Source organism: Georgenia sp. X1117, assembly GCF_057784635.1.
In genome coordinates this window covers 1,689,864-1,702,457 of sequence record NZ_CM173492.1, presented here as the reverse complement: position 1 = coordinate 1,702,457, position 12,594 = coordinate 1,689,864, and the positions used below count along the sequence as shown (strand labels likewise).

Below are 12,594 nucleotides of genomic sequence, written 5' to 3'. Positions count from 1 at the left end.
GTGGCACCGTCGAGGGACGGGGCCACGCCCCGTCTCTTACCCCCGGGTGATCAGTCCAGCGCGACGTACTGGACCTCGTCGAGACCGGTCCGGAGCTCCCAGACGCTCCCGTCGACGAGCGCGGGGTCGAGGGTGACGCAGGCCCGGAACCGGGCGGTGGCGCCCGGCTGGACCTGGAACATCGCCGTCGCCCGGTCGGGCACGCGGCACGAGATGTCCGCCGCGTAGGTCAGGCCGTCGGATGCCAGGAGGCTCGGGCCCTCGTAGAGGTAGCTCCCCGAGCCCCGGTCGATCTCGGTGGGCGGGTGGTAGCCCAGCTCGACGGGGACGAGGAGGACGGCGGCGTCGGCCGGGACGTCGTCGTCGATCTGCCCGCCCTCGGCCAGGACGGTCTCGCGGGCGTCGACGTTCGTGGTGCCGATCGACCCGACCCACGTCCCGCGGTCGAGGAGCGTGCCCGGCGGCGCCGGATCCGCGGCCGTGGTGCCGATCGAGGACTCGGACGCGGGGCGGTCGATCGCGAGCTCGACGCCGGTGCGGCCCTCGTCCGTGGCGGCGAAGCGGGTGGCGCTCACCTCGTGGTCGGCCGCGTAGCCGGGCTCGACCTGCCACACCCCCGGCGCCGTGTCGGCCGGGACCCGCGCGGTCACGGGCAGGTCGATCGACTCTCCGGCAGGGACCTGATCGCTCGGGACCTCGCCGTCCCGCCAGGTGGCGTCGCGTGCGACGCCGTCGGTGCCGACGAGGTGCACGCCGGCGAGCAGGTCGCTGAGCGAGCGGGAATGGTCCGCGGTGTTCGTCAGGGTCAGCACGGTGGAGACGGTGGTCATGCCGCCGCGGTCGGGGGCCGCGGCCGGGTCGGTCCCCTCGGTCGTCGCCGGGACGACGGACACGGTGGCCTCGGGGGAGAGGGCGACGGCGGTACCGGTGGCGGCGGGGTCGGCGACGAGGAAGCCCTCGATCTCGGCCGGGTCCGGCTCGGGTGCGTCCGGGTCGACCAGCTCGAGGTAGCGCACGTCGCCGCTGCCGGAGTAGTCCTCGACCATCGGCTCGACCGTCCAGGTCGAGATCGGCACGAGGTGCTCGGCCGTGCGCACGCACACGTCGAGGTCCGCGCTCCCCCCGGGGACGAGGTAGCCGCTCTGCTGCCGGAAGACCGACGTCGGGTCGTCGAAGCCCTCGCACTCCTCGGCGGTGGTCTCGCCGCTGCGGGAGGCCAGCCGCACGCGCATGCTTCGGTCCAGGTCCACCGGTGCGTCCCCGGTGTTCGTCACCGTCATTGTGGTGGTGACGGCCGTGTCCTGGCCGGTCCGGGTGGGCTCGGTGCGGGACTCGTTGGCCGACCAGGCCAGGGAGTCGAACTCGAGGGCGGTGCCGACCGGAGCGGGCTCGAGGATGGAGGTGCCGGCCCCCTCCTCGGCGTCCGGCAGGTCGGTCGGGCTCGTGGTGGGCAGGCGGTCGTCGAAGGAGGCGAAGCGGAACGCGGGCTCCCCCTCCTCGCCCTCCTCGCCCTCCTCGGGGGAGATCCCGACGATCCACTGGGCACCCTCGGCCCGGTCCGCGGGCACGTCGCGGCAGATCCAGCCCTCGACCTCGGTCGCCTCGTCGGCACCGGCCAGGGCGAGGGACAGGGTCTCGTCGTCGACCTCGCAGATCCTCGGGACGCTCGACCCGTTCTCGAGCGCCTGCGTGTGCGGCGCCCAGCCGTCCGCGCCGAGCACCTGGAAGTCGCGCTCCGTCAGGTCGGATGCGTGCGTGGCGACCGGGGAGTCGTCGGCGGACTCGACGGTGACGCGGGCGCTGACGTGGACGCGGCCCTCGCCGGGATGCTCTGTGTCCCCCTCGCCGTCGCCCTCCTCGCCGCGTTCGATCTCGGTCTCGTGGATGGTGATCGTGTATCCGTCGAGCTCGACGGGGGTGCCCGCCGGGACCGGGTCCTGCCAGGTCGTGCCGGTGCCGCCCTCCGCGGAGGGGCGGTCGTCGTGTTCGCCGCAGGCGCTCAGCCCCAGGCAGGTGAGGGCGACGACGGCGAGGGCGGCGGTGGCGCGGCGCATGGGGGACTCCGATCCGGGGTGACAGGGCCCATCCTGGCGAACTGCGCACGTCCCCGTGCCGCCTCGAGGCGGCAGAGATACCCATACCCGACGGCGGGCGGGCTGTCGGTCGAGGGGCGAGCGGGCGCGGGCGCATGGTCACCCGCCGACGTCGGCCCGCGGCCTCACAGCCCGGCCGCCTTCTCGCGGAGCACCTCCGCCTGGCGGTCGTTGCGGGCGAGACCGGCGGCGGCGAGCAGCTGCGCGCGTGCCTCGTCGGTGCGTCCGAGCCGGGCGAGCAGCTCGCCGCGCACGCTGGGCAGCAGGTGCGAGCCGCGCAGCTCCTTCGCGTCGGCCAGGGAGTTGACGACGGCCAGCCCCTCCGCCGGCCCCTCGGCCATCGATACGGCGACCGCGCGGTTGAGCTCGACGACGGGACTGGGCGCGAGCCGGCCGAGCGCCTCGTACAGCACGACGATGCGGTCCCAGTCGGTGTCCTCGAAGCGCCGGGCCAGCGCGTGGCACTCGGCGATCGCCGCCTGCAGGCCGTACGCGCCGCGCCCACGGCCGAGAGCGTCCGCCCGCGCGAGTGCCTGCCTGCCGCGGGAGATGCGGCCCCGGTCCCATCGCGACCGGTCCTGGTCCGCCAGCAGGACGGGGTGCCCGTCGGTCGCCGTGCGGGCCGCGAACCTCGAGGCCTGGAGCTCCATGAGCGCGAGGAGGCCGTACGCCTCCGGCTCGCGCGGCAGCAGCGCGACGAGGACGCGACCGAGGCGCAGCGCCTCGAGAGCGAGCTCGGGGCGCACCCCCTCCTGCCCGGCGGTCGGTGCGTACCCCTCGGTGAAGAGCAGGTAGACGACGCCGAGGACCGGTCCGAGGCGTTCGCGCCACTGCGACGGCTCCGGTGCCTCGAACGGGACCCGCGCGGCCGACAGGGTCTTCTTCGCCCGGACGATCCGCTGCTGCACCGTGGGCACCGGCACCAGCAGGAGCCGGGCGATCTCCTGCGTGCCGAGGCCGGCGACGACCCGGAGCGTGAGCGCCACCCGGGACTCGGGCGGGAGCACCGGGTGGCAGGCGGTGAAGACCAGCCGGAGCACGTCGTCGGGGATCGGTTCCCAGGCGTCCTCGGCGACCTCGGAGAGGTCGGCGGCAATCGTGCGGTAGCGGGCGTCGAGCGCCTCCCGCCGCCGCCACGCGTCGATCGCCCGCCGCTTGGCGACCGCCGTGAGCCACGCGCCCGCGTTGCGCGGGACGCCGGAGCGCGGCCACCGGTCGAGCGCCTCGGCCACCGCGTCCTGGGCGAGGTCCTCCGCCAGGCCGACGTCGCCCGTCACCCGCGCGAGCGTGGCGACGATGCGGGCACCCTCGATGCGCCACACGGCGTCGACGGTCCGGCGGAGATCCTCGGGTCCCGGCGGACGACCGGGTGCCATCGACGAGGTCAGCCCCGCGCCTCCTGCTCCTTGCGCCACCCCTTCTCCTTCTCCAGGTACTCGTTGCCCTCGAACGCGGCGAAGTCGGCCTCCTCGTGCACGCGGCGCACCTCGAGCTTGCTGCCGGGACCGAGCGGGCAGCGGCTGGCCCACTGGGCCGCCTCCTCCCGGGTGGCGACCTCGAGGACCCAGTAGCCGTTGAACAGCTCGTGGGTCTCCCCGTACGGGCCGTCGGTGACGATCGGCGGGTCGCTGTCGAAGTCGACGACGAATCCCTCCTCCGGGCCCGCCAGGCCCTCGCCGGCGATCATCACGCCGGCCTCGATCATCGACTCGTTGTACCGGCCCATGGCGTTGAGGATCTCCTCGAAGTCGATCTCCTTGGAGGCCTCGAGCGCGGCGTCCGTGCTGCGCATGATGAGCATGTACTTCATGGTGTCTCTCCCTCCTGACGGGGGCGCCGGTCGCGCCCTCCTACCCATGCGTCGAACGGCGCCCGCGTGGATCGACGTCGACGTCGACGTCGACGTCGCGACCGCTGTGCGCGGCGCGGCCGGCTGCGACCAGCATCGCAGGCCGCCGGCTCCGGGCGGCGCGTGCAGGGAGGCCTATCGGAGCGCCGCACCCGCCGGATAGCCTCGACGGTCACCGAACGAACGGAGGACCACGTGGATCTCATGACCAGGGCCGAGTTCGACGAGCTGGTGGGGGACGGTGGCGGGACGCGGGTGTCCCTGTTCGTCCCGACCCACCGCGTGAGCGGTCCGAGCGAGGGGGACGCCGACCGGCTGCGCTGGAAGAACCTGCTCTCCGCGGTGGAGGCCGAGCTCCTCGGGGCCGGCCACGCCCGGCGCGACGTCGAGGACCTCCTCGCGTCGGCCTGGGAGCTGCACCGCGACGCCGTGGCCTGGAGCCACATGGCCGACGGCCTGGCGATGTTCCTCCGACCGGGCTGGCACGTGTCCTACCGGGTGCCGCTGGACCTGCCGGAGCACGCGCGCGTGGGGGAGGAGTTCGTGCTCACCCCGCTGCTGCCGCTGCTCACCGACCGCAGCTACGTCGTGCTCGCGCTCAGCCAGAAGGACGTGCGGGTCCTGCGCGGTGGGCGGGACCGGATCGTCGAGCTCGAGCTGCCGAACGTGCCGCGCAGGTTCTCGGACGTGTACGAGCCCGACGGTCCCCAGTCCGACGCGGTACCCCGGCCGAACGCCTCCGGTGCGGTGGGCGGCGGCGGCTCCGTCTACTACGGCGCGAGCGCGCTGGACAACGTCCACCAGCGCGACCTCGTCGAGTACTTCCGGGAGGTGGCGCGCGGCGTCGAGGAGCACCTGGCCGGCCGGACGATCCCCATGATCCTCGCCGGGCTGCCGGAGTGGGTCGCGATGTACCGCGACGTGGCGGGCTACCCCCACGTCCTCGACGACGCGATCGAGCGCAACCCGGACGACCTGGGCCAGGACGACCTCAGGGCCGCGGCCTGGTCGCTGGTCGATGCTCGTCTCGAGGCGGAGAACGCCCGGCTGCTGGACCGCTTCCACGAGCAGCGCGCCCGCGGCGGCGCCGCGCTCGGCGTCGACGAGGCCCTCCGCGCCGCCCACGAGGGGCGGGTCGACACGCTGCTCATGAAGGCGGAGACCGACCGGCCCGGCGGAGCGTACGTCGCGCCGTCGCGGCCCGAGCCCGACGACGTCGACGGACGGGTCGGGGTCGCGGCCCGCGCCACGCTGCGCACGGGCGGCGACGTCCGGATGCTCGGCGCACTTCCCGAGGGTGCGCCCGCGGCGGCCGTGCTCAGGTACTGACCGGGGCCGCCGACGGTCCCGGACGCACGGGAGCCCCCGCCGACGTCGGCGGGGGCTCCCGTGTGCTGCCGACCGATCGGGCCGGCGCCGTGGGTCAGGCGCGGTTGTCGTCCGAGCGGTTCTGGACGCCCTCCTTGAGGTTGTCCACGCCCTCCTCGACGCCCTGCTTGGCCTTGGCCGTGTTCTTCTCCACGTTGCCCTTGGCCTGCGTGGAGCGGTCGTCGGTGAGGTCACCGATCTTCTCCTTGGCAGCGCCCTTGATCTCGTCGAACTTGTCTCCCAGGCCCATACGGACCACCTCCTCGACTCGTCGAGCTCCCGGCGAACACCGGGCCTTGAGCTCCACTGTTCCGGTGCTCACGTGGTCCCGCAACCCGACGGGGGGGGGGGGGGGGGGGCGGGCCGGTGCCGTACCCGGCGCCTTCGCGAGAGCGCCCGAGGCTCGAGATGTTCACCGTGCGGACATGTCAGGGCCACCATGCGGACCTAGCGTGCGGCGCACCCCCTGCCCCACCGACAAAGGCGTACTCATGTCTCCCAAGCGCTTCCGCGCGTGCGGCGCCGCCGTGCTCGGCTCCGCACTCATCCTCCCGCTCGCGGCACCCGCCGTCGCCGGCCCGGCCGCCGGTCCGCTGCGCACCGCGATCGTCGACGACCTCATCTCCGTCTCCGCCGACGACGCCTCGCTCGCCGTCGAGCCGGTGGGCACCTTCGAGTCCGGCGTGTTCGACGAGTCCGCCTCGGAGATCGTCGCCTTCCACGCGGCCACCGATCGGACCTTCGTGGTCAACGCGAACGACGGCGTCGTGCAGGTCATCGACAGCTCCGACCCGGCCGTCCCGGTCGAGGACGGCCAGATCGCCGCGGCCGGCACCGAGGTCGACGGCGGCGGCACGATCCCCGAGGGCGCCGTCGCCAACTCGATCGCCGTCCGCGCGGACGGCCTCGCCGTCGTCGCCGTGGAGAACCCCACCAAAACCGACGCCGGCTGGCTGATGTTCGTCGACGTCACCGGCGAGCCCGCCGTGCTCGGCGCCGTCCAGGTCGGCCCGCTGCCCGACTCCGTGGCCGTCACCGAGGACGGTGGCCACGCCGTCGTCGCCAACGAGGGCGAGCCGGCCGACGACTTCTCCGTCGACCCCGAGGGCTCGATCTCCGTCGTCGCGCTCCCGGCCGAGGTCGCCGCGGCCACGGCCGCCGACGTCGAGACCGTCACCTTCCACCAGCTCGACGAGGCCCCGGAGACCCTGCCCGAGGGCGTGCGCGTCTTCGGCCCGCAGGTCCCCAACACCGGCGGCGAGCCCGAGCGCCGCATCTCGCAGAACCTCGAGCCGGAGTTCGTCACGACGACGGGCACCACCGCCTACGTCTCCGTCCAGGAGGCCAACGCGATCGCCGTCGTCGACATCCCCACCGCCACGCTCACCGAGCTGGTCCCGCTCGGCCTGGTCGACCACTCGGTCGAGGGGCACGGGATCGACCCCTCGGACCGCGACCCCGAGGACGCCCCGACCTTCGACATCCGCACCTTCGACAACCTCTACGGCATCCCCATGCCGGACGCGGTGGGCGCCTACTCGGTCGGCGACCAGGACTACGTCGTCACCGCCAACGAGGGTGACGCCCGCGAGTGGGGCGAGGACACCGACGCCGAGTACGTCGAGTCCGTGCGCGTGAAGAACCTCGAGGACGACGGGTACGGCCCGGTCTCCGAGGAGGCCTTCCCCGGCCTGCTCGGCGACGACCAGCTCGGCCGCCTCAACGTCTCCATCGAGGGCGGCTTCAACGAGGAGACCGGCCAGTACGAGGAGCTCCACGCCTTCGGCTCGCGCTCCTTCTCGATCTTCACCGCCGACGGCGAGCTCGTCTTCGACTCCGGCGAGGACTTCGAGCGCATCACCCACGAGGCCGCCCCCGAGTTCTTCAACTCCAACCACTCCGAGTCCAACCTCGAGGGACGCTCCGAGGACAAGGGCCCCGAGCCCGAGGGCCTGGTCCTCGGCGAGGTCGGCGACCGCACCTACGCGTTCATCGGCTTCGAGCGCGTCGGCGGCATCGCGGTCTACGACATCACCGACCCCGCGGCCTCGACCTTCGTCACCTACGTCAACAACCGCGACTTCTCCATCTCCATGGAGGACGAGGAGGACCCCGACGCCGCGCTCCCGCAGGCCGGCGACCTCGGCCCGGAAGGCCTCGCCTTCGTCGGCGCCGAGGAGTCCCCGAACGGCACCCCGCTGCTCATCGTCGGCAACGAGGTCTCCGGGACCACCACGTTCTTCTCCGTCACCGACCTCACCGAGGAGCCGGGTCCGGACCCGGAGCCGGAGCCCGAGCCGGGCGAGCCCGCGCCGGGTCGTGGGTTCTTCCTCAACGACGGGTGGGACGCGACCGCGGATCACGTGTTCGCCTACGGCCGTTCAGGTGATGAGGTGCTCGTCGGTGACTGGGACGGGGATGGTTCCGACACCCTGGCGGTGCGTCGTGGGAACCGGTACTTCCTCAACAACACCCTGACCGGTGGGAACGCGGACGTCGAGCTGGGCTTCGGAAATGAGTACGACACCGTGCTCGTGGGTGACTGGGACGGCGACGGCGTGGACACCTTCGCTGTGCGTCGCGGGGATGCGTACTTCCTCACCAACACCCACGAGGGTGGGGACGCGGAGGTCGAGCTCAACTACGGCCGCGCGTCCGACGAGGTGCTGGTCGGGGACTACGACGGCGACGGGAGTGATTCGTTCACGGTGCGTCGGGGCAACCGGTACTTCATCGCCAACTCGCTCACCGGGGGCAACGCGGACGCCGAGCTCGGCTACGGCCGGGCGAGCGACGACGTCGTCGTGGGTGACTGGGACGGTGACGGTGCGGACTCCTTCGCGGTGCGCCGCGGGAACCTCTACCTCGTCTCCAACTCGCTGACCTCGACCCGTGCGGAGATCGAGCAGCGCTACGGCCGCGCCAGCGACGAGGTCTTCGTCGGTGACTGGAACGGCGACGGCACCGACACCCTCGGCATCCGCCGCTGAACACACCGCACGCCCGTCACGGAAACGTGGCGAGTGAGCACTTTCCTGCCTGACGAATGAGCACGGCCCGGTCCACATGGACCGGACCGTGCTCACTGGTCAGACCATATTCCGCTCACTCGCCAGACCAGAAACCGCTCACTCGTCAGGGGCGGGCGTAGAGGCGGACGAAGTTGGCCAGGACGCGGTGCGCGGAGTGCACGTCCACGCCCTGCACCGCCTGCTCGACGAGCTCCTGGTCGACCGGGTCGAAGTACCCCGCCAGCCGGTAGGCCTCGATGCGCTGAAGGATCCCGGGCACGTCGAGCTCGGGGTGGAACTGCGTGGCGAAGAGGTTCTCCCGCACGGAGAACATCTGCACCGGGCACATCTCGGAGCCCGCCAGCAGCGTCGCCTGCCCGGGCAGCTCCCGCACCGCCTCCTTGTGCCCCACGAAGGCGTGGAACTGCCGCTGCATGCCGGCGCAGATCTCGTGGTCGGCCCCGGCGTCGGTCAGTGTCACCAGCGGTGCCGAGATCGGCTCGGCGTAGGTCCCGTCCACCACGGCGCCCTGGTGCCGGGCCAGGGTCCCGACCCCGTAGCAGGCACCGAGGAAGGGGAAGTCCTCGGCGACGACGACGTCGAGCAGCCCCGCGAGCTCGGCCTCGACCCGCAGCTGGGTGTCGGACTTCGTCTCCTGCGGCACCGACCCGGTGAAGGGGCTGCCGCCGACGATGATCCCCGACAGGTCGGCCAGGTCGATGTCCGGCAGCGACCCCTGCTCGAGGCGGACCCGCACGAGCTCGGCGGGGGCGAGCCCGGTCCAACGCAGGATCTGCTCGTGCTCGGCGTCGGCGACCGCGTTCTCCGGGCGGGTCGCGAGCAGGAGGAACGGTTTCATGGGCCAGATGCTAGGTCGCGGCGCACCCGCCCGCGCGACGACGCCCGCGCGCCGACCCTCCCGACCTGTCGCCCCCGCCGCGGCGTAGCAGCCGCGGCCCGGCGCCGCCTCAGAACAACGAGCGCAGGGTCTCCACGAACAGCTCGATGAGCAGGTGCATGCCGACGGTGAGGTAGCCGACGACCGCCCCGGTCAGCGCCAGCCCGCGCCCGCCGGTGTAGGGCTGACGGTTGAGGCGCCACAGCGCGATGTGTCCCAGCGCGATCCCGCCGAGGCCGACCCAGGGGAAGACCCCGAGCAGGCCCACGACCAGCGCGAGCACCGCCACGGGGTCGGTGCGTGGCGGACGACCCACGTACCCGGGCCCGCCCAGGGTGGCCGCCAGGTCGACGAACTCCGTGCCGGGGAAGGGGCCGAGGTCGGCCGCATCACCGGCCGCACTCCCCGAGGCGGGATCCGCCTCGGGGAGTGCGGCCGACCAGGGCAGGGCCGCGACGTCGTACGGCGCGGTGGTCGCCCCGCCGGGGCTGGGCGCCGGGCCGTACGACCCACCGTCGACGACGGTTGTCGCCTGCCCGGCGAACCGGGGGTCCGCGGTGCCGGAGGGGAGGCGCCAGCCCTGCTCGCCCATCGTCCCTCCCGTCACCGATCCGTCCCCGCCGCGCGGGGCCCGGCCAGCATGGCACACGGCACGTCGCCCCGGCGGCCCACGCCGGTGGGGAGCGCGGACGGCGCCGCTAGCATGGCGCGGGTCCCGCCCGGGGCCGTGAGTCGAAGGGATGACAGATGGCATCGGGTCGCAAGGGTCTGTGGACGGTCCACGGTGACGGGAAGGTCGTCGGGGCCGGGGACGTCGTCGCCCCCGAGGAGCGGCTCTCGTGGCCGGCGACGATCGGGATCGGCGCCCAGCACGTCGTCGCCATGTTCGGCGCGACCTTCCTCGTCCCGCTGCTCACGGGCTTCCCGCCGGCGACGACCCTGTTCTTCTCCGCCGTCGGGACCCTGCTGTTCCTCGTCATCACCGGCGGGCGGCTGCCCAGCTACCTGGGGTCGAGCTTCGCCTTCATCGCCCCGATCACCGCGGTCCAGGTCGTCCCTGGCGACCCCACGCCGCAGGAGATGGCCGTGGCGCTGGGCGGGGTGCTCGTCACCGGCGTCGCGCTGGCCCTGGTGGGCCTGCTCGTCCACGTGGCGGGCTCACGGTGGATCGACCTCGTCATGCCACCGGTGGTCACCGGCACCATCGTCGCGCTCATCGGCTTCAACCTCGCCCCGGCCGCCTGGGACAACGTCCAGCTGGCCCCGGTCACCGCGGTGGTGACGATCGTGTCGATCCTCCTGGTCACCGTCCTGTTCCGGGGACTGCTCGGGCGGCTCTCGATCCTCCTGGGCGTGCTCGTCGGCTACGCCACCGCCCTCGTGCGCGGCGAGGTCGACCTCGACCCCGTCGCCGACGCCGCCTGGATCGGCCTGCCCGACCTCACCGCCCCCGCCTTCGACGTCAACGTGCTCGGCCTGTTCCTGCCGGTGGTGCTCGTGCTGGTCGCGGAGAACGTCGGCCACGTGAAGTCGGTCGCCGCGATGACCGGCCGCGACCTCGACCCCGTCACCGGCCGCGCGCTCATGGCCGACGGCCTGGCCACCGTCCTCGCCGGCTCGGGCGGCGGGTCCGGCACGACGACGTACGCGGAGAACATCGGCGTCATGGCCGCCACGCGCGTGTACTCCACGGCCGCCTACCTGGTCGCCGGCCTGTTCGCGCTGCTGCTGTCGATGTCCCCGAAGTTCGGCGAGCTCATCGCCACGATCCCGGCCGGCGTCCTCGGCGGGGCCGCCACCGTCCTCTACGGGATGATCGGCATGCTCGGCGCCCGCATCTGGGTCCAGCACCGCGTCGACCTCTCCGACCCCGTCAACCTCAACACCGCGGCGATCGCGCTCGTCATCGGGATCGCGAACTTCACCCTCGTCGTCGGGGACCTCACCTTCGAGGGCATCGCGCTGGGCTCCTTCGCCACCCTCATCGTCTACCACGGCATGCGCGGGCTGGCCCGGCTGCGTGGCACGAACCAGGAGGCGGCCTCGCCGGCGTCGGCGCCCGCGGGCAGCGAGGTGCCCGGGCGCAACGAGCCTGGTCACGAGGAGCCCGGGGCCGAGCCCGGGAGGTGACGCCGGCGGCGGGTCAGCCCGCCGTCGGCACCTCCTCGATCGGCACGCAGCTCTCGGGGGCGACCAGCGGGGCCGACTGGTCGAGCGCGGCCATCTCCTCGGTCGAGAGCATCGACTCGAAGGCGGAACCGAGCACGACGTCGACCGACTCGTCGGTGCGGTCGTCCATGGTGACCTCCGCCGAGGGGAAGACGCGGGCCAGGGAGTAGGCCGGGACCACGCCCGGCGCCCCGGCGACGATCCGCACGGCGCCCTCGTAGGGGGTGCCGGACCAGTTGCCCTGCTGGTTGACGACCACGCCGCCGGCGATGAGCTGCTCGGCCGTCGTGCCGGCCAGGCCGCCGCGCTCGGTGCTGTTGAAGACGTTGGAGGTGATCTCGTCCAGCGCGCGCGGGGTGGCGTCGGGCGGCGGGCAGGGCGGCGCGGCCGAGGTGGCGGACCCGCCGTCGGTGGCGGACTCGGGGTCGGCGCTGAACTCGCGGTCGAAGGGCGCGGGCAGGATCTGGGCCCAGATCGCGGCGGCGACGAGTGCGATGAGCAGCAGGATCGCGACCAGCCCACCGATGACGGTGGTCTGCCGCTGCTGGATGGCACGGCGCCGCCTCGCGTGCGGAGTCAGCTGCTGGCGGTCCCGGTTCACCCGGTCACCGTAGTGGACGCGCTCATCGACGCCCGGAAGGTGGTCGCCGGTCGGCCACGGACTGTCGGCGCAGCCGGCGGCCCGGGGGCGGCGGCGGGGGTGGCGTCGTGCGTGGCGGGGGCGGCGGCGTCGAGGCGAGGTCCGCCCGCGACGGCGGCGGGGGTGCGCTGATCGCCGCGTGGCTGCCCGTGGGGTTGTCCGGGTCGTCGAGGTCGAGCACGCGCGCGTGGATGACGGTGCGCTGCTGGAGCGCGGCCCGCAGCGCGCGGTGCAGCCCGTCCTCGAGGTAGGAGGTGCCCTGCCAGCGCACGACGTGGGCGAACAGGTCGCCGAAGAAGGTCGAGTCGGAGGAGAGCAGGGAGTGCAGGTCGAGCTCGGCGCGGGTGGTGACGAGCTGGTCCAGGCGCACCTGCCGCGGCGCGACGACGGCCCACTCCTTGGGCGTGACCAGGCCGTGGTCGGGGTAGGGGCGCCCGTCGCCGACAGCCTTGAAGATCATCGCTGCTCGGCCCCCTCCCTGGTCGGTGTCCGTGGGCTGTCACTGATGGTAGGCAGCGGGGAGCCCGGAGCGGGGGTCGGGGTGCGATGGCCAGATTGCGAGATCG

The 12,594-nt window shown here is 73.4% G+C and carries 10 protein-coding genes and 1 pseudogene; 3 read left to right on the top strand and 8 right to left on the bottom strand.

All coding sequences use genetic code 11. The features are described from left to right. Positions 1-50: 50 nt before the first annotated feature. The 3 genes from AC3D3D_RS07785 to AC3D3D_RS07775 form a co-directional block, all read right to left on the bottom strand. On the bottom strand, positions 51-2,054 hold the full coding sequence (locus AC3D3D_RS07785) for a hypothetical protein (RefSeq protein WP_463663392.1): 2,004 nt from the start codon (positions 2,052-2,054) through the stop codon (positions 51-53). A gap of 164 nt (positions 2,055-2,218) precedes the next feature. Beyond that, positions 2,219-3,469 carry an RNA polymerase sigma factor gene (locus AC3D3D_RS07780; protein WP_463663397.1) on the bottom strand — a complete coding sequence of 417 codons (1,251 nt, stop codon included), beginning with the start codon at positions 3,467-3,469 and terminating at the stop codon, positions 2,219-2,221. Between the two features lie 8 nt (positions 3,470-3,477). Beyond that, a complete protein-coding gene (locus AC3D3D_RS07775; RefSeq protein ID WP_463663393.1) occupies positions 3,478-3,903 on the bottom strand; it encodes a YciI family protein in 426 nt (141 codons plus the stop codon). 243 nt (positions 3,904-4,146) lie between these two features. Between AC3D3D_RS07775 and AC3D3D_RS07770 the strand changes: the two genes are divergently transcribed. Further along, entirely contained in the window at positions 4,147-5,271 is a 1,125-nt protein-coding gene (locus AC3D3D_RS07770) for a baeRF3 domain-containing protein (RefSeq protein ID WP_463663394.1), read from the top strand. A 94-nt stretch (positions 5,272-5,365) separates the two neighbouring features. Here AC3D3D_RS07770 and AC3D3D_RS07765 read toward each other — a convergent pair whose 3' ends face one another. Next, positions 5,366-5,560, bottom strand: a complete 195-nt coding sequence (locus AC3D3D_RS07765) for a CsbD family protein (RefSeq protein WP_463663395.1) — start codon at positions 5,558-5,560, stop codon at positions 5,366-5,368. Between the two features lie 241 nt (positions 5,561-5,801). Between AC3D3D_RS07765 and AC3D3D_RS07760 the strand changes: the two genes are divergently transcribed. Beyond that, entirely contained in the window at positions 5,802-8,300 is a 2,499-nt protein-coding gene (locus tag AC3D3D_RS07760) for a choice-of-anchor I family protein (RefSeq protein ID WP_463662677.1), read from the top strand. Positions 8,301-8,445: 145 nt separating this feature from the next. Here the strand turns inward: AC3D3D_RS07760 and AC3D3D_RS07755 are convergent, their stop codons facing one another. Both AC3D3D_RS07755 and AC3D3D_RS07750 read right to left on the bottom strand, forming a co-directional pair. Further along, positions 8,446-9,180, bottom strand: coding sequence for a glutamine amidotransferase (locus tag AC3D3D_RS07755; protein ID WP_463662678.1), 735 nt, complete (start codon positions 9,178-9,180; stop codon positions 8,446-8,448). 109 nt (positions 9,181-9,289) lie between these two features. Continuing rightward, positions 9,290-9,811, bottom strand: coding sequence for a DUF4190 domain-containing protein (locus tag AC3D3D_RS07750; RefSeq protein ID WP_463662679.1), 522 nt, complete (start codon positions 9,809-9,811; stop codon positions 9,290-9,292). 155 nt (positions 9,812-9,966) lie between these two features. Here AC3D3D_RS07750 and AC3D3D_RS07745 point away from each other — a divergent pair, with 155 nt between their 5' ends. Next, positions 9,967-11,349, top strand: a complete 1,383-nt coding sequence (locus tag AC3D3D_RS07745; protein WP_463662680.1) for a uracil-xanthine permease family protein — start codon at positions 9,967-9,969, stop codon at positions 11,347-11,349. 13 nt (positions 11,350-11,362) lie between these two features. Here AC3D3D_RS07745 and AC3D3D_RS07740 read toward each other — a convergent pair whose 3' ends face one another. Together AC3D3D_RS07740 and AC3D3D_RS07735 are read right to left on the bottom strand one after the other, a co-directional pair. Beyond that, positions 11,363-11,989 carry a LytR C-terminal domain-containing protein gene (locus AC3D3D_RS07740; RefSeq protein ID WP_463662681.1) on the bottom strand — a complete coding sequence of 209 codons (627 nt, stop codon included), beginning with the start codon at positions 11,987-11,989 and terminating at the stop codon, positions 11,363-11,365. A gap of 205 nt (positions 11,990-12,194) precedes the next feature. Then, a pseudogene (locus AC3D3D_RS07735) lies at positions 12,195-12,488 on the bottom strand (type II toxin-antitoxin system VapB family antitoxin); the annotation flags it as partial. Positions 12,489-12,594 lie beyond the last annotated feature (106 nt).

Coding starts and splice junctions, on each gene's coding strand:
- AC3D3D_RS07785 (WP_463663392.1), bottom strand. CDS start 2,054: ATGCGCCGCGCCACCGCCGCCCTCGCCGTCGTCGCCCTCACCTGCCTG.
- AC3D3D_RS07780 (WP_463663397.1), bottom strand. CDS start 3,469: ATGGCACCCGGTCGTCCGCCGGGACCCGAGGATCTCCGCCGGACCGTC.
- AC3D3D_RS07775 (WP_463663393.1), bottom strand. CDS start 3,903: ATGAAGTACATGCTCATCATGCGCAGCACGGACGCCGCGCTCGAGGCC.
- AC3D3D_RS07770 (WP_463663394.1), top strand. CDS start 4,147: ATGACCAGGGCCGAGTTCGACGAGCTGGTGGGGGACGGTGGCGGGACG.
- AC3D3D_RS07765 (WP_463663395.1), bottom strand. CDS start 5,560: ATGGGCCTGGGAGACAAGTTCGACGAGATCAAGGGCGCTGCCAAGGAG.
- AC3D3D_RS07760 (WP_463662677.1), top strand. CDS start 5,802: ATGTCTCCCAAGCGCTTCCGCGCGTGCGGCGCCGCCGTGCTCGGCTCC.
- AC3D3D_RS07755 (WP_463662678.1), bottom strand. CDS start 9,180: ATGAAACCGTTCCTCCTGCTCGCGACCCGCCCGGAGAACGCGGTCGCC.
- AC3D3D_RS07750 (WP_463662679.1), bottom strand. CDS start 9,811: ATGGGCGAGCAGGGCTGGCGCCTCCCCTCCGGCACCGCGGACCCCCGG.
- AC3D3D_RS07745 (WP_463662680.1), top strand. CDS start 9,967: ATGGCATCGGGTCGCAAGGGTCTGTGGACGGTCCACGGTGACGGGAAG.